Source organism: Streptomyces sp. NPDC046939 (genome assembly GCF_040644575.1).
In the GTDB taxonomy this organism is placed as follows: Bacteria; Actinomycetota; Actinomycetes; order Streptomycetales; family Streptomycetaceae; genus Streptomyces.
Genome location: NZ_JBEYWV010000047.1, coordinates 1 through 19215, shown reverse-complemented (window position 1 = coordinate 19215; position 19215 = coordinate 1). Strand labels below are relative to the sequence as shown.

Below are 19215 nucleotides of genomic sequence, written 5' to 3'. Positions count from 1 at the left end.
TCACCGCCCGGAGAGCCCCCCTGGCTGTTGTCATGCCGAGGCGAAAGCTCATGTGGCATGTGCACGAGAGCGTATCACCAGACGATCATGAGCCTCTGTCAAGTCCGCCACGCCGTTGCAACGTTGGCGAGAAACTCGTGTCCATGACAGTGAGGGCGATGTGGAGGCGAGGTGGAGACCCGGAGCACACACCCCGCGCCCCGCCCGAAGCGGAGGCCAAACCTCCGAAACGCCGCAGCTCAGCAACTCAACGCGCCACACGCAGACTTGCCGCGGCGACAAGGAGCCGGAGAGGCGACACCTACATAACAGGCCACCCCGCGACGCAAGATGGCCGGTTCAAGAACGGGCCACGCGCGCAGAAGCGGATGGGGACGCAGGGCTAGGGAAAGTGGCAGTGTTGAACAACGGGACGGACCAAACCACACGCCCCGTGATAAGCGTGACCGCGGCGTGCTGCAGCAGCCTCCGGACTCTCTCGCTCGCCGCCCCTCCCGGCTGGACTACGAATCACGCGAAACGCACGGTCAGCCTCATGTCCAACGCACTCGACTCATCTCCCTTGGCTGCCCGCACCAGTACGGACGCGACCGCCTCGAACGCGGCGTCACCCATGCGACTGCGACTCGCCTCGGCGCTCTCCCAGACGATCTCGACCGGGCGCTCGACATCCCTGCTCAGCCGGTCCCACAGGGCGCTCAGGTTGTGCCCGTAGTACGGCCCGAAGTCCAGACACCCGGCCAGAACCCGGTGCAAATCCGCCTGGCTACCGACATGTTCCCCGTCAATGACGACGCGCATGGTCCTCCCTCCGACCGCCAGACGACTCTACGAAACCCCCGACGCCCTCGCGGCGCCGCACCACGAACCCTGGCAGTCGACCTCCGCTGCGACAAACCTCACCCATGGGAGGGATGTGGCCGGGTGTGCTGGCCAATTGCCGTGCCGCACACGTGCCACCGCGCCTGACGTCCGGCCTGGACGGCACTGGTGCAGCCACCGTTCTCGTGTTCGCTGTCACCGTGAACAGGTCAGAGATCGACGTCGTCCTCGTCGAGGGGCTCCGGTTCACGGGTGTAGGCCAACTCCAGGACGTAGCGTTCCTGGGCGGGGCACTGGGCGAGGTAGTGCGCGGTCTGTTCGGGAGTCCAGTCGGCGATGTCCTGGCGGAGGTAGCTGTCGTAGTAGTCGGCTGCGGCTCGGCGGCCGCCCCACCAGGCATGGCCTTCGTAGACGCCGGGGCGGGGCAGGGTCATTTCACCGGCGGGGCCGGACTCGAGCTGGTTGACGACGAGGATGCCGGTCTCGGATTCAATGCTGACCGGTACGTGACCCTCGGCGTGGGCGGGCACCTCGGGGATGCTGTCCCAGACCCGGATGGTGACCTGGGCCTGCATGGCGGGCTGGAGGCTGAGGAGATACAGGTGGTAGCCGTTGCCGGCCACCACCTGCCGCTCCGCGGCGTCCAGGGCTGCTGAATCGCTGAGATAGGCGTCGGCGTCATAGACCTCAAGCACACCTCGGCCGGGAGTGGCGGCGACGCTGTATTCAGCGAGCAGAGCCATGTGACGTCCTGTCTAGTCGGTGATCTTTACGTTTGACTACGCGCGGCTGGCTGCGCAGGCGTCTGGGCGGCAGGAGCGGCTTCAGCAGGTCGCGCTCGAGCATGACCAGCGCTCGGTGAAGGAGATCCGGTCCGAATCCAGGCCGCCGAAGGCGGCGGTGCGAAACATCAGCTCGCGCAGGGCACCGGTGGACCAGCAGGTGGGCCCAGATCTGCTGCAGCCCCGTCCGGGGTCTTGCTGCTGAGCACGGCGTGGGCACCGCGCCGGCAGGTCTTGAGTTCGGCGAGGACCGACTCCACCTTCCAGCGCTCCTGGTAGAGCGTGGCCAGTTGCCGGGCCGGGAAGCGGCCGGCAGCGAGCAGGCTGGTCACCAGCCGGTGGTCGGCCGCCGCCCGCCCGGCGTGCTCGAACCGGTAGGCCAGGATCCTAACGGTGACCGGATCCTGCCTCGCGCGGTCGGTCGTGGCATGGAGGCGGGAGAACCAGGAGCCGTCCCGCAATACCCGGTCGACCGGCAGGACGCGGTTGGTGGGCACCCGCCACAACAGATCGACGCGACTGCCGGTGAAGGCCCGTCACAACGGCACGCCGAGAAACTCGCGGTCGGCCAGCACCAGCTGACCGGGGCCGCAGGAGCGGGACAGGCGGCCAACCAGGGTCGCCCCGGTGCGGCAGCCGGCCGACTCCGCGTCCAGCACCAGACGCGTGCCGGTCTCCACCAGGCAGGCCATCCGCACCTGCGGTAAGCAACTGTGGTTTGGGCCGCGGGCTACTGCGCGGCCCGTGCGAGTTCCTGCGCCGGCGTGGCCGTCGTGCCGTCGGCTCAGTCGTCGGCCGCGACGAGGAGGGTGACCCGTCCGCCGGTCCCCGCGGCCTCGTCCGCCATGCCCACGTACGGAAAGCGCTTGTCAACTGTATTCCGGCCGCGACCGATTGCGGGCGCCATTCCTGTCCTCGCGGCATAGGCCGCATACGGCAAAAAGAGGATGGCTTAACGGGCAAACGGCGCTTTTAGATGGTCTAAACCTGGCGTGAACTATGCGGCTGAACGCGGCCAATTGCAAGAGTGTCGCGACAAGCGATCAGTTTCGGTCACTTTCTGCGGAACCGTCATTCAGTTTCCCGCCGGAAACTGTTGACCCAAGGGATCAAATGTGGCGAGGGGTGCCTAAGCGATCCCTTACGGAAGGGCTTGTTCCGGCCCGTATAGTGCGCGTCTTCGCGGGCACCGCGGCCGAGTTGTGTGGTTCTCGTGACAGGTTGTGGGCTCCTCGTGACCGCTGGGGTCTGCGAGGTCTGTCTTCCTGTGGGGGGAAGTCTTGAAGCGACGCACCATCGGTGCGCGGATTCCGCGCGCCCAGAAGCAGGTCAGATCCACCCTGGTCGCCGCGGCTGCGGTCGGTGCCGCGACATTGACGCTGATGAGCGCGGGGACGGCGGCGGCGGGCTCCGGCCCCTCGCCCGTCCCGGGTGAGCAGCAGCCGCCGGCCTCCACGGTTCCGTCCGAGGACGGAAATCCGCTGACAGCCCGGGCGTTGGCGGCCGGAGTGTGTTCGGACGCCTACCAGATCGGCACCACCTCGTACGCCTATCGGGGCACGGAGAAGATCGCTTCGGTGAAGCAGTTCTACTCGCCGAAGTGCAAGGAGAACTACGGCTACGTGTGGGTGTGGAAGTCGTTCCTGGACAAGAAGATCAAGTTCGATCTTCAGGTCGGCGTCTGGAACTACGACCGGTCCACGTTGCAGGGCGTACGCCGTGAATACGACTCATCGGCACAGGAGTTCTGGGGCAACGGCGCCGACTCGGTCGCCGACTGCACCTCGGGTGACGGCACCCTGACCATCGCCGACGAACAGGGCAGCTACGCCGCCAGGACGTCCAAGCGCTGCTGACCCAGCGCCCGTGCGGGCCTACCCCGCACCGGCCGACCTGATGGGCCCCGCAGCTTCACGCACCGGATGACGCGCCCGTCCGTCGTGCACGTCACCGATATGCGAGTGCGGGTGGCGGCCGCCCACCGGCCGCCACCCGCCAGCTCCCGCTCCTCAACCGAACGGCCTCCGAAGCCTGATCGATCCAAGGAGACTTCCTCGTGCACTCTGTCATGCCCGAAAACCGGCGGACCAGACGTAACAAACGCTCCGCCACCGCGGCCGCCGTCGCCACGGCCGCGGGAACAGCACTGCTCGTCACCATGATCCCGGCAACCGCCTCGGCTGCGCCGGCCGATGACAACCCCTCCCCGTCGCGGTTGTCCGCATCACCGGTGGGACAGACCAAGGCCCCCGAGAGCACCCCGATCGGCACCGCCGGCAAGGACCGCAAGCTGGTGCAGCCCGGCATCCTGCAGTCCACTTTCCAGGGCCTGGGCATTGGCCAGGTGCCCTGGTCGGAGTTCCACAAGGCGCCGTTGTCGGACTCGGTCGGCGCCCAGGTCAACTACGGCAACGGCAACCTACTGATCAGCGTCAACGCCTTCGACATCGCCGACGCGGGCCCCGGCCTCTCCCTCGGCCACGCCTACAACGGCCTGAACACCAGCTGGAAGGCGACGACCGGCAGCGACTACCTGATCCACGAGCCGAACACCACCTCGGTCTATGTGCAGGGCCCCTCCAGCACGATCGCCGTGTTCGAGCGCGACGGCTCGAAGTTCACGCCCGCGCCCGGCTACAAGCAGGACCTCACCGAGGCGGACGACAAGAAGTCCTTCACGCTCACCTCCCGCAAGAACGGGCAGAAGACGACCTTCACCCGCTCCGGCACGACCGGTGACGCCAAGGTCAGCAAGGTCGAGGACAAAAACGGCAACGCCACGAGGATCACGTACTCGGGCGCGTTCACCTCGAAGATCACCGCGGCGTCCGGCCGTACGCTGACCTTCACCAACGACGCCAAGAACATCACGAAGGTCACCGACAATACCGGCCGCTCCGTCTCCTACACGTGGTCCGGCGACGACCTGAAGACGTTCACCGATACCGACGGCAAGACCACGGCCTTCGAATACGACACCTCGCACCGGCTCACCAAGGTCACCACCGCCGAGGGCCGCGAGACCCGGTTCACCTGGAACACCAACCTCCTCGCGTCGATCACCAGGGTCGTCGACAAGACCGCCGGCACCGGCGCCACCACCGCGTTCCGCTACATCCTGCCGCAGCCCGGCAGCGAGGGCGAAGGCGTCACCCGGATCACCGACCCGCGCGGCAAGAACACCGAGAAGACGGTCGACGCCCGCTGGCGCGTGACGAAGACCAAAGACCCTCTCGACCGGGAACGTTCCAAGACCTGGGGTCCGGACAACAACGTCACCAGCGCCGTCGACGGCATGGGCACGGGCTCCACTCCGGGCAATACGGTGAAGTTCGACTACGACGACTCCTTCAACCCGAAGTCGGCGACCCAGCCCACCGGCGCCCAGTCGACCGCGGCCTGGACGCAGAAGTCCGGCGGCCACTACCCCGAGACCCTCACCTCCGCGAGCGGGGACAAGGTCACCAACGGCTACGACACCTCGGGCAACATGACGTCGCAGGCCGACACCACCACCGGCTCCGACGGCGCCAAGTGGACCTACGACTACAACCCGAAGTCCGGCACGATGGACTGCGACGGGCTGCCCGGCCAGCGCTGCGCGGCAACCGATCCCGAAGGCAACAAGACGTCCTTCACCTACGACTCCAAGGGCAACCTGACCAAGGTCGACCGCCCCTCGGCGCAGGAAGACATCACCTACACCTACGACGACCTCGGCCGGACCGACACCGTCACAGACGGCCGTGGTGTCAAGACGGTCTACACGTACGACAAGCGGGACCGACTGAAGACGCAGACCAGTGACGGCAAGGTCACGACCTTCGTCTACGACGCCGACGGCAACATCAGAACCCGTACGTCACCCACCGGAACGAGCACGTACACCTACGACGAGCAGAGCCGCGAACGCACCCGCAGCCTGCCCGCCGGCGGAGCGAGCTCGGTGACCTACGACGCGTCCGGCAACGTGAAGACCGCCACCGACACGGGCGGCACCCTCACCTACGACTACAACGACGCCAACCAGCTCACCACCCTGACCCAGCCGGGCGGCGCCAAGACCACCTACGACTACGACAAGAACGGCGACCGCACCACCACCACCTACCCCGGCAACACGGTGCAGAAGACGGACTACGACAAGTCCAGCCGCACGCAGAAGATCGAGGTCAAGAACGGCTCGACCGTCCTGTCCACGATCACCTACGACTACAACAAGTCCGGCAAGGACAGCGACAAGATCTACAAGCGGACGTCCGACGGCGCCGCGCTCGCCTACACCTACGACTCCAAGGGCCGCCTGACCAAGGCCGTGGAGACCAAGGACGGCTCCACCACGGCCGGCTGGGCCTACTGCTACGACAAGGCCGGCAACATGACTGGCCGCTCGACCGGCACCACCCTCCCCGCCTGTGACAACGCCGAGTCCGTCCGCAAGTACAACAACGCGAACGAACTCACCTCCCTCGGCGGCAACACCGCCTTCACCTACGACGGCGACGGCAACGAGACCTCCGCCGCCTCGCCGACCGGTACCCGATCGGGAGGCGCGTGGACCCCGTACACGCAACTGTCCGAGCTGACGGCATCCGGCACGGCGTCGTCGTACAGCTACGCGGGCGTGGACAACAACGACCGCCTCACCCGCGGAACTTCGACCTTCACCAACGCGGCAACCGGCATGACCCGCGAGAACACCACCGGTTTCGTCCGTGAAGCCACGGGCACGTTGACCGCCATGACGACCGGCGGGAGCAGCCAGTACTACCTCACCGACGTCCAGAGCAGCGTCATCGGCCTGGTCGACGCCTCCGGCAAGCGCACCGCGACCTACAGCTACGGCCCCTACGGCGAACCCCGCACGTCGACCGGCACCGACCAGCCCTACCGCTACACGGGCACCTACCTCGACCCGTCCGGCCTGTACAAGATGGGCGCCCGCTACTACGACCCCCAACTCGGCCGCTTCACCCAGCCCGACCCGTCGGGCAAGGAGCGCAACCTGTACGCCTACGTGGCTGGGGACCCCGTCAACAATGCCGATCCGAGCGGGCTGTCGTTCTTCGACGTTGTCGGCAAGGGATTCGACATCTACGACATAGGCAGCATGGCGAAGGACATCGACGAGGGCAACTACAAGGATGCCCTTGCCACGGGAGTCGGCATGGCCGCCGGCGCCGCCGCCGAGGCCGGATGCGGCGCAGTGGCCGCCGCGGTCAGCGCACCGACCGCAGGAGTAGGCGGACTGGCGGTCGGCGCCACCTGCTTCGGAGTCGGGTACGCGGCCGGTGAATTCGGCGAAAAGGCTGCCAGCAGCGTCCTCAATTAATACGGAGGACCACTCATGAGAAGAGGAGACAGGCAAGATGGACGCGCTCTTTCTGGCTAAGGGAGCAGGGCAGGGAACCCCTAGCTTCTGGATCATCGCAATCATCCTGGTCGTAATCGTCGGGGTGGCCTTCCTGGTGAGTAAGGCGCGCAAAAGGTAGTAAGTACGACAGAAATCCGTGTACGCGGCTGAGCCAGAGTAGACGCCACCCATATTTGGGCGCCTTATCCGTATCAGATGTGAGGTTCGGGGAGGGGGTCACTGAGGTGTTCGGGGTTTCTCGCCATTGATGCGAGTTCGTTGTTGTGCTGGTGGGTGGGTATTTCGGATGGTTGATCTTGGTGGTGGTGTTCCGGATTTGTGGTGGCGTGGTCCCGGATCGCTTGGTGCTGGGTTCCTCGATCCTCCTTCGCGGTGTGCTCTATAGCGGATGGGGGTGCGGGATGGTGGCGGGGCGGGGGATCTGTCATCCGTCTAGGTGGTCGAGGGGGCTTGTGTCGGGGTGTCGGCTTTAGCGTCCTTATCCGTCGCCCTGTGTCGCGGGCGTCATTGTGAACTTCCCTGTGTGGGGCGGTAGTTGACGTCCTGGAGGTTGGTGCTGTGATCGCTGCGCGGATACCGGTCTGTTCTGTGTGCGCCTGTCGGCTCCGGTGACGGCGGGTGACGCCGTGGCCGTGGACGGGTTGGGGCGGCATCGGGATGAGCTGCGGCCCGCTGCGGTGGCCCAGTTGCTGCGGCTGCGCGGGGCGGGGGAGTTGACGACGGCGCATGTGCGGCTGGTCGCTGACGCGGTGGGTGTGCACAAGAGGACGGTGTGGAGCTGGCTGGCCCGTGCGGAGGAGACCGGTAGCCCGGAGAAGCCGGAACGCCGCCGCTTCAGGGTCACTGACGAGGTCATTGATGTCCTCGCTGACTTTCAGGGCAACGTGAAGCGTGCTCACGAGCGCCTGGCCGAGATGGCGGTGGCGGCAGGGGAGAAGCCGCCGGGGCTGACGACGCTGCATGATGCGATCGCCCGGGATCTCGATCCGGGTTTCATGGCGGGCCTGCGTGAGGGAATTCCGGCGGCCCGCGGCTTCGACCCGTGCTTTCAGCGGCCGCAGGTGGCGCGGAACGCGGTGTGGGAGGGCGACCACAAGCAGGCCGAGATCGTGGTGATGATGCCGGACGGTAAGCCGTCGAGGGTGTGGGTGACGTGGTTCGAGGACCGTGGCACGGGCTATGTGATGGGCTGGGCGGTCACCGCGGGGTCCGCGCACCGGGGGTCGGTCCTGGCCGCGGTGCGCATGTCGGTGCTGCGCGAGGATCCTTACGGCCCGACCGGGGGGCTGCCGCACCTGGTGCGCGTGGATGGCGGCGCCGACTTTTTGTCCAAAACCGTCCGACGGGCCTTCGGGCTCCTCGGTGTCCCGGTGCACCGGGTGCGCAGTGCCCGGCACAAGGGCGGCATCGAACGCCTGAACCGTACGAGCATGACCCGGTTCTTTGCTGACCTGCCCCGCTACACGAAGGCGCCCCGGATCGATCACCGCCATCGCCTCGGTGATGCGGATCCGCCGCTGACGTTCGAGGCGTTCGTCGTTGTGCTGGGGGAGTGGGTGGCCAAGCACAACACCGAGCACGTCATCGAGCGCACCGGGGTGACGCCGCTTGAAGCCTGGCAGAGAGATCCCACCGAGATCCGGCCCGAGCCAAGCGCCTCCGAGCTGCGCGCCTTCATGTTGGAGAGCGACCACAAGGTCCACAAGATCACCAGTCACGGGGTGGAGTTCGCGGGCCGCGCCTACATGCCCGAGAACGGGGTGGGCCGCATCGGGCTTGAGGTGCGGGTGCGGTGGATGCCGCACCACACCCACGAGATCGACTTGTACACTTTCCGCGGCAACCGCTACCTCGGCCGGGCCTTCCTCAGCAACGAGGCCAGCGAGGACCTGCGCGCCAAGGTGCTCCGCGAACGCGACGAGCACAGCAAGGCGCTGCGAGCGGCCCTGAAGCGCTCCGGCGAGCGCCGGCGGGAACGCCACCTGCCGTCCACCCGGCCCGAAGTGCCTGTTCGGGCTCTGCGGATGACCGAGCAGGAGGCGCGTGCCGAACTCGACGGCACGAAGGCGCCCGACACGCCGCGGCGCCGCACCCAGCCGTACCGGCCCCTGACTCCCGTCCCGGCTGGTTGGAAACGCCCCGGCCAAGACCGCACCGACAGGGAATCCACTGACACCGAACCCAAGGACGGCACCTGGTGACAACTGCCCCGAAGCGCAAACATCTTGGTGAGCGCCGTCAGTCGGCCGCGCCGGCGAGCGAGACGTCCAGGCGCCGTCCCGACCTGTACCCGCAGCACTTTCTCGGCCTGAAGGACTCCACGCTGGTCGCCACGGACACCCTGCTGCAGATCAAGGACACCGTCATCGACACCGTCGAGTCCAGGGCCATGTCCGTGATCTACGGCGACCCGGGGCTCGGCAAGAGTTTCTCCACCCGCGCCACGATCCAGGAGATGAACCCGGACCTGATCCTCCCCCTCGACTTCGCCCGCTCCCGTCCTGGACCCAAGGACCTGCGCGAGGAGCTGTTCCACCAGATGCGGCTCAACTGCAGGATGCCCGGCACACCGACCGCGTTCGACAAGCTGCTGCGCGAAGCCCTGCCGCGCCGCCCGTACGTGATCGTGTGCGACGAGGCGCAGCAGTACCGCAGGGAGAATTTCGAGTTCCTGCGCAAGCTGTGGGACAACTGTGCTCCTCAGCCCGCCATCGTGTTCGTCGGCGGCCGTGAGGCCTACGAGACGCTGCAGAGCGACCCGGCACTCGCTTCCAGGATCTACATCCGTCTGGAGATCCTCGCGATGACCGAGGACGAGATCCTCAAGACGGTTCCGGACTCCCACCCCGTGTGGCGCGGTGCCGACGAGGCGCTGCTCAGGCGGATCGACACCCAGTACGCACTCGGCTCCTTCCGTGAGTGGGTGAAGGTGACCAAACACGTCCTGAAGGGCATAGAGTACTTCGGCGCCGAACAGGTCGATGACGAGGTCGTCGACTGGGCCCTGGCCCGGTGCTGACCGGTCCAGGGCCGCCCGGCGGTGCTGCCACGCAGCTGGTGTCCCTGGCCGGGACAGCCGCGCCCGGGCACCTGCATTTCCTCCACCTGGCCGGCGCCCGCACCGTGGTCACTCCCGGCCTGAGGGCAGCCGATGACGCCCTCGCCGCCGCCCACCAGCAGCGGCGCTTTCTGTGCGTGCTGGGCGACGCGGGGGTCGGCAAGACCTTCGCCGTCCACTATGTCGCCCGTACCCGCTTCCCCCGCTCCCACGTTCCGCTGCGTCTGGGAGCCAGGCCCACACCGGCCGATCTGCGCGCCCACCTGCACGACGCTCTCGGCCTCCACGACGCTTTGCCTGCAGCGCCCGCCCTCGCCGATGCGCTCATCCGGCGCGCGCTCGCCGCACAGGCGTACATCGTGGTCGTCGACGAAGCCGACCGCATGTCCGAGGCGTGCTTGGAGTACCTGCGGTTCCTGCACGACGACACCCCTGACGGCCTGTGCGTGGTCCTGATCGCCGGCCAGCGCGGCGAGAAGGCCCTGCGCGCTTGGCAGATGCTGGCCACCCGTACCGCCCAGTGGCTGACCCTCAGACCGCTCGCCCGTGTGTCGGTTCCGAGTGCCGCCCGGGCATTGCACCCGGTGTGGCAGACCGTCGCTCCTGACCAAATCCGCGTCCTGGACGGCCACTTCGCCCAGGGCAGCCTGCGCCGCTGGGCCCTGCTCACCCATCACGTGCAGCGATCCCTGTCCGCCACCGGGCGCGCTCAGCCGGACCCTGATCTGCTGCGGCAGACCCTCGACCGCATCGACACCTCACGCCGCCCATGATCCAACGCGCCCCCGCCGCCCTCACACCGGCCACCTTGCCGCCCGTCCTGCTGCTCCTGGACGAGGGCGACGACCGTGCCATCCAGCACGCCGCCCGCCAGCGCGCTCACCCCAAGGGCGGCCGCATCACCGCTGATCCCACCCCGCACACCAACAGCCTCGCCTACCTGGCTCTGGACCTGCTGCGCGCCATGGGCCGCGACAGCTTCGCCCACCCCGACGCCGAGCGCATGTCCACCGACGCGGCCTGGCGCGCGGTGACCTGCTGGACCCTGACCACAGGACTCAAAGAGGCCATCGTGCTGCGCACCCACCGCCTCACGCCCGAGCGACTGAGACGTCTTGCCACCTGGCGCGTGGAGACCGGCATCCGCCTCGTCCTCATCGCCCACACACCCCACCAGGCCGCCGAGCAACGCCTGCGCGACCTACTCACCGCCGCCCGATTCACCGATCTACGGACCGCAACCGGCACATCGGCCATCGCGGAGGCCATCGGCCCGCCTGTCACCACCCCGCCCCTGCGCCCGCCTCCGCCCGACCAGGTCCATCCGCTGCCCGACCTGCCCGGCGGCGACCCTGCCGCCTTCCGCGACGAGTGCCGAGTCCATCTCAACGACGCTGACTTCGCCCGCATCGACGGCCAGTACCAGGCGGGCTGCGCCGCCGCCCGCACCTGGCTCGCCCGCCACCATGCCTCGACCGACACGCCTTGGCCACTGGCCACAGGTGCCGCCGAGGAAGAACCCGAGGCCGGGCCGGACATGGAGGGGGTGCGCCTGTTCCTGGCCCGCCTCACCGTCTCGAGCCCCAGCCCTCAGCACACACTCGCCCGCATACGCGGAGCCCAGAGGGGGTTCCTCAGCCGCCACCTCCAACTCGACGTCCCTGAAGACCTCAACGAACGGGGCGGCCCCGGAATCACCACCGTGCCGATCACCCCGCACGTGGCCCACGTCCTGTCCACGCACCTGCCCAATCCGCTGCGCGCCGCCGCAGCGGCCGCCCTGCTGTTCACCGGCACCGATCAGTCCTTGTTGTCCATGACCCAGATCGTCAGCGTCGACGAGCACACCACCCGCCTGGCCATCGACCGTGACTCGCGGATCCACATCGGCATGCCGCCCGGCCCGAGGCACATGTACGCCATCCCACCCCGCGCCCGCCCCCTGCTCGACGCCGCGCTCGCCTTCCGCCGCCGTACCCCGCGCACCACCGACCACCTCGGACTGTTCGCCGGCTGCTTCGGCACCCCTATTCGCTTCGACAACCTGATTCGCGATGCCGGCCTCGACATCCCGGCCGTCACACACCCGCACCCCGCACAGGACTGGCACGCCACCGCCTGCTGCCGACACCTGCCCGCCACCACGCCGACCGACAAGCCCAGTTCATCCCGTGCTCGACCAAGGCCAAGGAGAGACGTCCCGCAGACTGCTCGGTGAGCGACGCGCCCCGCCAGCCCCTCCCCGGTCGTCTAGGCGGATGCCGCTGACTGGCTGGTGCCGTCCGGGCCCGGGGGCGGCAGCGCTCCCGGTGGCGGTTCCGGTGGTGGCTGCGGAACGGCCGTGGAGGCTGCGGCCTGACGGTAGTTGATGATGGCTTGGATTCTTTTTTCCGGGTCTGCTATCTGATCGAGGGTGGCCGCGAATTTCTCGTCGACGAGATTTCCTTTTCGCTGGCGGTTGTGGTCGAGGATCAGACTGGTGAGGGGGACGGCGAGATACGCGGCGATGACGATCGCTCCGACCGCCCACCAGGGTGCGCCCCCCAGGGCACCGGCCAGGACAGCGGGAAGTCCGGCCAGGATGCCGCCGATGGGCCCGAGGGAGGACGAGTTCATCGCGTGGATGCCCTTCCAGCACGTGACGGCTGGGCCGCCTCATGCCTGAACGAGCCGCAGGAGAGCGGCTGGGACGGAGTGAGGCGGCACAGGTGCGCCGTGTGAGGGCATGCCGAGGTCCGGCGCCGCATCGGGGCGGGCCGGTGGTGTTTTACGGCAGGCTTGCTAGCCCCCTTGGAAACCGGTTCGGTGGTCCCGTGGGGTGGTTCAAAGGCTTGGCTCGGCGGTTTTTGCGGAGGAGCTTTTCTTCGGCTTTTTGGGCAGGGTGGGTCAACTGTCGCAGTTAACAAAAAGACTGCTGATAAAACCCTTAAGCCAATTCATTTAGCCTCTTCCGCGCCACCTTTCTCTTGCTCGTCGGCCGCGTGCATCCTCTTGCGGGCACGCCAGACCTGCTCACCAGTATCGGTCATCGAAGCGCCGTCTGGGGCCTGTTCGGGCAGATCGTGCCAGAAGTGTGTGGCCGAGGCCGGCTGAAGTAGTCGGCCGACCAGAGCAGTCACGCTTACAGAGTCCTTGTGCGGGCGCCGACCCGGTGGTCGTCGTGACCAGGGCTGCTCTGGGCTAGGGAAGGCCCTGCGCCCCGCTCACCGTTGAAGTTCGGCCACCACTCGTCGGAACCCAACCGCATCCTTCATGCGTTCTATTACGATGAGCGACACGGTTTTGGCATGTGACACAGACAAGTTGGCCCGTGGGCCTCCGTCATGTTGTGTGCCAGGCGATGCAGCACAGATGTGCGCCGCGGACAGGGACGGACTACTGCGCGGACCACGTCTGGCGACAGTGCGTCCGGCCTTGGGGGGTGCGGGCGGGGATGCGTGGGGTGGGAAGTGCGGACCGACTTCGGTGATCTTGTCGTTGAACAGGCCATCGTCCATGTGGTGCCCAAGCGCATTCGTGGAGAGGATCTTGGCCCCCTTCAGCTCAGCCAGACGGTGTGCCGTCTCGACGATGCCGTGCGCACAGCGCTGCAGGCCAAGTTGCGCGAGGTGCTCGCTCGTCTGGGCCGCGAGGTCGTGGAAGATCCCGAACTTAAATCTGACCTGCCCGACGCTGTCCGCAGCTTCTTGAGCGACGAGCAGGACCTTGTGCAGGTCTCAGGGGAACTGGCCCATCTGCTCCGCGATAACCAGACCGGATCCAGCCCCGCCGGCCTTCTCCTGGTTGCCACTGCCCGCCTGGACGACCAGCGCGCGCTGCTCATGGTCAAGCTGGAGCAGGAGACCGGCATGCAGGCCAACGAGATCGTCACCGACGGCCTGCGGACCTTTGATGTGCAGTATTTCGCCAATCTGCTGTTCACCGAAAAATCCAAGGTGTACAAGGTGGCGCTCTTCTCCGAAGAAGGAGTCACCGAGCAGGGACTGGAAGGCTGGGCCGCGGACGCCCAAATGTCCGGCAAGACCGTGGCCCGATTCTTCCTTGAGAAGTTCTTGGGCTGCCGACACAAGAACGACCCCCGAGAGCTCACCCGACGCTTCCACGACACAGCTATGGAGTGGGTCAACAACCGTTTCACAGACCCCGATGTGCGCGTGGATTACGTCATGGCCGTCTTGGTCGAGCTCCAGAGCTCCACTGCGACGTTGGACCCCGCGACGTTCATACGGACCCATCTGAGGCCCCCGCACCGCGACGACTTCGCCGAGTTCCTGACGGAGAACGACGTTCCCGTCCGTACCTTCGACAAGAACACCGAACTGGTCGGCAATCGGCTCCAGAAGATGAGAGTGGAGCTCTCCAGCGGCGCCTTCCTCGTCGCACCGCTGGAAGCCGTACAAGACGGCACCGTCGCGGTCGAGGACCTTGGGGACGGACGAACTACCGTCACCGTCACTGGAACCCTCACCAAGACCAGCAGCTTTGCTGTGCAAGGGCGCCGTCCCCAACCCAAGAACGAGCTGCCCGTCGCAGAGCCTGCAACGGACACGCTCGGACACTCAGGCCCTCTGGCCGTCGCGCTCGACCCTCCGCGCGCAGTGCAGGCGCGCAGCGGTAATGAGCTGCCGCCGGCACAGCCGTGATCTCCCGGCCGAGCCGCCTTCCGCACACTCTCGGTAGGCCTTCATGCCGCTGACCGCTGACCAGGCTTTCCAGCGCTACCGCCAGGAACAGCCTCGCATCGGCAAAGCTGCCGAGGTGACTGCGGCCCACCTCTTTCGCCGTACCGCCCGCAAGGGAGTCACCTGCCAGGTGACCTCGCGCGCCAAAGAGGTCAGCAGCTTCACGGCCAAGGTGTACCGCAAGGGCTACACCGACCCCTGGAAACAGATCACCGACAAAGCCGGGGTACGCGTCATCGTGCCCCACACAGGACTGCTCGACCCTGCTCTAGAAGTGATCAAGGAGTGCCTCGATGTCGTCGAGGTGCAGGACGACCGCCACACTCCCGGCCACGAGGACCGTCTGCGCTACCCACGTCTGCACATCCAGGCGCGCATGGTCGGGGGAGAGAAAGACCCGGACGGCACCCCGTACGAGTGCGAGATCCAACTGCGCACCGAAGCAGTCGACTTGTGGTCGCGCATGTCCCACAAGCTCTTGTACAAACCCGGTGTCGCCCCTCCTGCCAATGTCAGTCGCTCGCTGTACCGTCTGATTGCCCTGGTTGAGCTATACGACCTCGAGGTTGAACGGGGGGTAGAAGCGATGGCACAGCACCCCGAACTCGCCCGTAGCAACCACCTCCTCGACATGACCGAACAGGTTTATCGCACCTTCACCGATCACCCCTACAGCAGAGAACTGTCGCACGACGTCGTCGATGTTCTATCAGAGACCATCGACGACGACACTGCCTACGGTGAGCAACTGACCGAGTTCGCCGAACGCTTCCACGACCGTCTCCAGCGGGCCTACGCCGACTACGGCCCTACCAGCGATCACTTCCTGGAACACGGCCGCTACCTGCTGGCCAGCCAGCCAGAAAGCCTGATCATCTTTGAACGGCTGACCAACGCCCGCTTCCTCCTGGAAGGCACCTGGGACGGCCAACTACCAGAAACCATGCTCACCGACATGGCACAAGCATGGGGAATTGCACTATGACCAACCCACCGCAGCCAGAACCCCCAGCCCTGGCAGCTGCCACCGCGATGTTCGTCGAGGTCCTCGTCGTCGGCATCGGCGCACTCACCGCAGCCGTACTGCTCCTCATCGCACTTGTCGGCCCAGCCACCACGGCCAAACTCGCCCCACTTGCAGGCACGTCCGCGGCCGCAGGAGTAGGACTCGCCACTGCCTACGCCCTGGGCATCCTCATCGACCGAGCAGCCGACGCCGCCCTGACACCTCACCGGCGCCGGCTGCGCACCCGCTTCTTCCCCTCCAGCACCGCCTACGCCCAAGCCCGCCTGCGCCTGGCCGACTTCCCGGTCCTGGCCGCCCGGGCCGACTACGCGCGCTCTCGTATGCGGATCTGCCGCGGATGGACCCTCAACACCCTGGCCCTGACCCTTACCGCAGACCTGGCCATGCTGCGCTATGCCTTCGACCACCGCCTGCTCATCCTGGGAGCCACCACGGCCCTGGGCATGGTGACCGCCTTCGGCTTCTACCGTGCCTGGCGCGCTCTCACCGTGACCGGCTACCGCAAACTCGCCGAACAGACCACCACCTCTGCCGCCAACCAACCGGTACCCGCCCAGCCTTCGCCCAGCCCCGCATCACCCTGACGCATCCGCTCCGACGGCCCACGCCCTCGTCCCGTTTCCGTGCGGAAGGATGGCAAAAGCCCATCTGCCGCGAGCCTGAGGTTGTACGCGAATGTCCACCAGCTCTGAGTCTGCGGCTGCGATGTCGTTGACGTCTGCTGCTCGCCGCACGCTGCGCCCTGACCAGCAGCACGCGGTGGATGCGGCGGTGCGCCATCTGAAGGGCCCGCGTACCCGCGGCCACATCGTCTCCGCCTGCGGCACGGGCAAGACCCTGACCGCGCTGCGCACCGCCGAGGCCCTGGGCGCCCGCCATCTGCTGGTCGCTGTCCCGTCACTGGACCTGATCGCCCAGTGGGCAGCCGCAGTCCGCGCAGACAGCCGCACAGAGCCGTTGATGGCCGTCTCCTCACTGCAGGCGGACAAGCACCCCCTGCTCGCCGAAGCAGGGGCGGTGAGCACGGGCTCGGGGGAGTACCTGGCCTACTGGCTGTCCCGCCACAAGAAGGCGACCGTGTTCGTCACCCTCGACTCCCTGCCGAGGATCGAAGAGACACAGCACTCGGTCTTCACCGCGCCCGTCTTCGATCTCCTGGTAGTGGATGAGGCGCACCGCACGGCCGGCAGCTGGGACAAGGCCTGGACGATGCTGCACGACCAGGCCCGCATCCGGGCCGCCCGGCGCCTGTACCTGACGGCCACACCGTATGAGTGGGAAGCTCCCCGCCTGACCGAGGCCCCCGACACGCGCCCGCTGTCCAAGCGGACCGCAGCCACCGCACCACAGTGGGAGGCACCCTCCCTGATCGCGTCGATGGACGACCGACGAGTCTTCGGCCCCCGCCTGCACACCTACTCCCACGCGGACGCGATCGACGACGGCGTCCTGGCCGACTACCAGCTGCTGGTGCCCACGATCACCGACACCGACCTGCGCACCCACCTCACCGACCCCGACGCCCACACCGCCATAACCCGCCGCACCACTGCCCTGCACCTGGCCGTCCTCAGGTCCATGACCGAGCACGACCTCAAGCACGTGATCGTCTACTTCCAGCAGATCGCAGACGCCGCCGACTTCGCCCGCCAATTCGGCCACACCCTGCGCACGCTCCCCGCCCAGCAGCGCCCCGCCTGGGCCCAAGACCTCCTCGTGCAGTCGATCAACGGCACCCACACACCCGACCAACGCTCCCGCATCCTGACCCGCTTCGCCCAAGCCAACCGCAGCGTAATCACCAACGCCCAAGTCCTCGGCGAAGGAGTGGACCTACCCGCCGTAGACGCCGTGATGTTCGCAGACCGCACGGCGAGCGTACGCAAGATCGTCCAAGCCCTCGGCCGGGCGCTGCGCAAACCCCCCACCCTCGACACCAAGACCGCCAGCCTCATCATCCCCGCCTACGTCCCACCCGGCGCCGACCCCACCGACCTGCTCGGCACCCCCTACGAGGCACTCTGGCTGGTCACCGCGGCGCTGCGCCACCACGACCAGTCGATCGCAGCCCGCGCCCCCCGCAACACCACCCCCCGACGGCTGGACCGTGACACCCACCGACTCCTCGCCCGCCGCTTCCACTTCGACTTCACCCTCGACCCAGACTCCATCGCCCGCGCCATGGACCTGCTTGCCTGGCCCTCCGACGGCGCGACCCTCTCAGCTCCCCGCCGCGCCGGCCTCGCCGCCGCGCTGCGCTACCACGCCGAACACGGCCACCTCCGCGTCCCCTTCGACTACGAAGACGCCTACGGCTACCGCCTCGGCACCTTCATCACTGGCCAGCGCACCGCCTACCACCAAGGAGCCCTCCTTCCCGACTGGATCACCGAGCTCGAGAACCTCGGCATGGTCTGGGACGACAGCAAAGCCGCCTGGCAAGGCCACATGACCACCGTCGAGGCCTTCCACGCCGAACACGGCCACCTCGCCATCCCCACCACCGAGCCCGGCGGCCAATTCCTCACCGACCAACGTGCCCTGGCCCGCAAAGACCGTCTCCCGCCCGACCGCAACGCCCAACTCACCGCCCTCGACCCCCACTGGACACTCCCGCACGGCCCCGACTGGCACCGCAAATACCACCTGCTGCGCCGCTACATCGAAGCCGGCCATGACCCCGCCACGCTGCACCGCGACACCGTGATCGACGGAGCGAAGGCCGGCGGCTGGCTCCATCGTCAGTTCACCGCCTGGAACCAACTCGCTCAACAGCAGCGCGACTTCCTCACCCGCCTCGGCCTGACCCCTGACCGCATCCCGCTGCCCGCCCACAAGCCCACACTCAACGCGAGCCAGCCCAGGCGGAGAACACGCCGTACCTTCGAACAGACAACGACCCTGCTGCGCGCCTTCGTCGAGCGTCACGGACGCCCACCAGGCGCCCGGGAGTGGATCGAGGTGGACGACGAGCGCATCATGATCGGCCCGTGGCTCTGCAAGACACGCACCAAGCAGACATCCGGTCAACTAGCAGAAGAACACAGACAGTTGATGCAAGAGATCCTCGGAAGAAACTGGGTTGAAGCCGCTCGCTCCTCCTGAAGAGGAGGAGGCCGATCCCTCGAAGATCCCATAGTTTTTTGCTTCCTTAAGTGCGTCATTCACTCCTTGGAGGAGCGGAGTGAGAAACACGGGATCAAGAAGCGCCACCCCCGCGACCCATTGCCAGCCAAAAGATGACCGCGGAGCGGGCAACTTCCCAACCGTCCTTGTCACTAGCAGAGCTGAAGGTTACTGAAGCCTAAGGTGATGGTCGATCGCGGAGCGATCGACCATCACCGACCCACCAAGTGCTCCACGGAGTGGAGCACCCCGGCCACGGAGTGGCCGGCAGTCCGCGGAGCGGACTGCCTATCCGTCGCGTAGCGACGGCGCGCGTCTCGCTCCGCGAGAACGACGCGCCGTCG

16 protein-coding genes are annotated in these 19215 nt (G+C 67.1%); 10 read left to right on the top strand and 6 right to left on the bottom strand.

Features of this window, described 5'->3' with window-relative positions:
- Nucleotides 1–510: 510 nt before the first annotated feature.
- The 4 genes from ABZ877_RS36370 to ABZ877_RS36355 all read right to left on the bottom strand — a co-directional run bounded on the left by ABZ877_RS36370 (nt 511) and on the right by ABZ877_RS36355 (nt 2296).
- Nucleotides 511–801 (bottom strand): barstar family protein, encoded by a 291-nt coding sequence (locus ABZ877_RS36370; protein ID WP_361080284.1) that lies wholly within the window; start codon nt 799–801, stop codon nt 511–513.
- Between the two features lie 230 nt (nt 802–1031).
- Nucleotides 1032–1565 (bottom strand): hypothetical protein, encoded by a 534-nt coding sequence (locus ABZ877_RS36365; RefSeq protein WP_361080282.1) that lies wholly within the window; start codon nt 1563–1565, stop codon nt 1032–1034.
- A 167-nt stretch (nt 1566–1732) separates the two neighbouring features.
- On the bottom strand, nt 1733–2101 hold the full coding sequence (locus ABZ877_RS36360; RefSeq protein ID WP_361080280.1) for a transposase: 369 nt from the start codon (nt 2099–2101) through the stop codon (nt 1733–1735).
- 39 nt (nt 2102–2140) lie between these two features.
- Nucleotides 2141–2296, bottom strand: coding sequence for a hypothetical protein (locus tag ABZ877_RS36355; RefSeq protein WP_361080278.1), 156 nt, complete (start codon nt 2294–2296; stop codon nt 2141–2143).
- A gap of 588 nt (nt 2297–2884) precedes the next feature.
- Between ABZ877_RS36355 and ABZ877_RS36350 the strand changes: the two genes are divergently transcribed.
- The 6 genes from ABZ877_RS36350 to ABZ877_RS36325 all read left to right on the top strand — a co-directional run bounded on the left by ABZ877_RS36350 (nt 2885) and on the right by ABZ877_RS36325 (nt 12254).
- Nucleotides 2885–3460 carry a hypothetical protein gene (locus tag ABZ877_RS36350; RefSeq protein ID WP_361080275.1) on the top strand — a complete coding sequence of 192 codons (576 nt, stop codon included), beginning with the start codon at nt 2885–2887 and terminating at the stop codon, nt 3458–3460.
- 374 nt (nt 3461–3834) lie between these two features.
- The gene (locus ABZ877_RS36345) at nt 3835–6936 is read left to right on the top strand and encodes an RHS repeat-associated core domain-containing protein (RefSeq protein ID WP_361080273.1); all 3102 of its coding nucleotides are present in this window, start codon (nt 3835–3837) and stop codon (nt 6934–6936) included.
- A 668-nt stretch (nt 6937–7604) separates the two neighbouring features.
- Nucleotides 7605–9179 carry a Mu transposase C-terminal domain-containing protein gene (locus tag ABZ877_RS36340; protein ID WP_361080272.1) on the top strand — a complete coding sequence of 525 codons (1575 nt, stop codon included), beginning with the start codon at nt 7605–7607 and terminating at the stop codon, nt 9177–9179.
- Nucleotides 9176–9997 carry an ATP-binding protein gene (locus ABZ877_RS36335; RefSeq protein WP_361080270.1) on the top strand — a complete coding sequence of 274 codons (822 nt, stop codon included), beginning with the start codon at nt 9176–9178 and terminating at the stop codon, nt 9995–9997. The genes ABZ877_RS36340 and ABZ877_RS36335 overlap by 4 nt, the downstream gene beginning before the upstream one ends.
- The gene (locus ABZ877_RS36330) at nt 9991–10809 is read left to right on the top strand and encodes an ATP-binding protein (RefSeq protein ID WP_361080268.1); all 819 of its coding nucleotides are present in this window, start codon (nt 9991–9993) and stop codon (nt 10807–10809) included. Before ABZ877_RS36335 ends, ABZ877_RS36330 begins: the two co-directional genes overlap by 7 nt.
- On the top strand, nt 10806–12254 hold the full coding sequence (locus ABZ877_RS36325) for a hypothetical protein (RefSeq protein ID WP_361080266.1): 1449 nt from the start codon (nt 10806–10808) through the stop codon (nt 12252–12254). The genes ABZ877_RS36330 and ABZ877_RS36325 overlap by 4 nt, the downstream gene beginning before the upstream one ends.
- A 32-nt stretch (nt 12255–12286) precedes the next feature.
- On the opposite strand, the gene ABZ877_RS36320 is transcribed toward ABZ877_RS36325, so the two are convergent.
- Entirely contained in the window at nt 12287–12652 is a 366-nt protein-coding gene (locus ABZ877_RS36320; RefSeq protein WP_361080264.1) for a hypothetical protein, read from the bottom strand.
- A 320-nt stretch (nt 12653–12972) separates the two neighbouring features.
- Nucleotides 12973–13155, bottom strand: a complete 183-nt coding sequence (locus ABZ877_RS36315; RefSeq protein ID WP_361080262.1) for a hypothetical protein — start codon at nt 13153–13155, stop codon at nt 12973–12975.
- Between the two features lie 330 nt (nt 13156–13485).
- Between ABZ877_RS36315 and ABZ877_RS36310 the strand changes: the two genes are divergently transcribed.
- From ABZ877_RS36310 to ABZ877_RS36295, 4 genes are all read left to right on the top strand, one after another.
- A complete protein-coding gene (locus ABZ877_RS36310) occupies nt 13486–14679 on the top strand; it encodes a nucleoid-associated protein (RefSeq protein ID WP_361080260.1) in 1194 nt (397 codons plus the stop codon).
- Between the two features lie 43 nt (nt 14680–14722).
- Nucleotides 14723–15703: a hypothetical protein gene (locus tag ABZ877_RS36305; RefSeq protein WP_361080258.1), complete on the top strand. Its 981-nt coding sequence runs from the start codon at nt 14723–14725 to the stop codon at nt 15701–15703.
- On the top strand, nt 15700–16329 hold the full coding sequence (locus tag ABZ877_RS36300) for a hypothetical protein (protein ID WP_361080256.1): 630 nt from the start codon (nt 15700–15702) through the stop codon (nt 16327–16329). Before ABZ877_RS36305 ends, ABZ877_RS36300 begins: the two co-directional genes overlap by 4 nt.
- Nucleotides 16330–16450: 121 nt before the next feature.
- Complete coding sequence (locus ABZ877_RS36295) at nt 16451–18850, top strand: Helicase associated domain protein (protein ID WP_361080254.1); 2400 nt, start codon at nt 16451–16453, stop codon at nt 18848–18850.
- The last annotated feature ends 365 nt before the right edge of the window (nt 18851–19215 follow it).

Coding starts and splice junctions, on each gene's coding strand:
- ABZ877_RS36295 (WP_361080254.1), top strand. CDS start 16,451: ATGTCGTTGACGTCTGCTGCTCGCCGCACGCTGCGCCCTGACCAGCAG.
- ABZ877_RS36320 (WP_361080264.1), bottom strand. CDS start 12,652: ATGAACTCGTCCTCCCTCGGGCCCATCGGCGGCATCCTGGCCGGACTT.
- ABZ877_RS36365 (WP_361080282.1), bottom strand. CDS start 1,565: ATGGCTCTGCTCGCTGAATACAGCGTCGCCGCCACTCCCGGCCGAGGT.
- ABZ877_RS36370 (WP_361080284.1), bottom strand. CDS start 801: ATGCGCGTCGTCATTGACGGGGAACATGTCGGTAGCCAGGCGGATTTG.
- ABZ877_RS36305 (WP_361080258.1), top strand. CDS start 14,723: ATGCCGCTGACCGCTGACCAGGCTTTCCAGCGCTACCGCCAGGAACAG.
- ABZ877_RS36325 (WP_361080266.1), top strand. CDS start 10,806: ATGATCCAACGCGCCCCCGCCGCCCTCACACCGGCCACCTTGCCGCCC.
- ABZ877_RS36355 (WP_361080278.1), bottom strand. CDS start 2,296: ATGGCCTGCCTGGTGGAGACCGGCACGCGTCTGGTGCTGGACGCGGAG.
- ABZ877_RS36300 (WP_361080256.1), top strand. CDS start 15,700: ATGACCAACCCACCGCAGCCAGAACCCCCAGCCCTGGCAGCTGCCACC.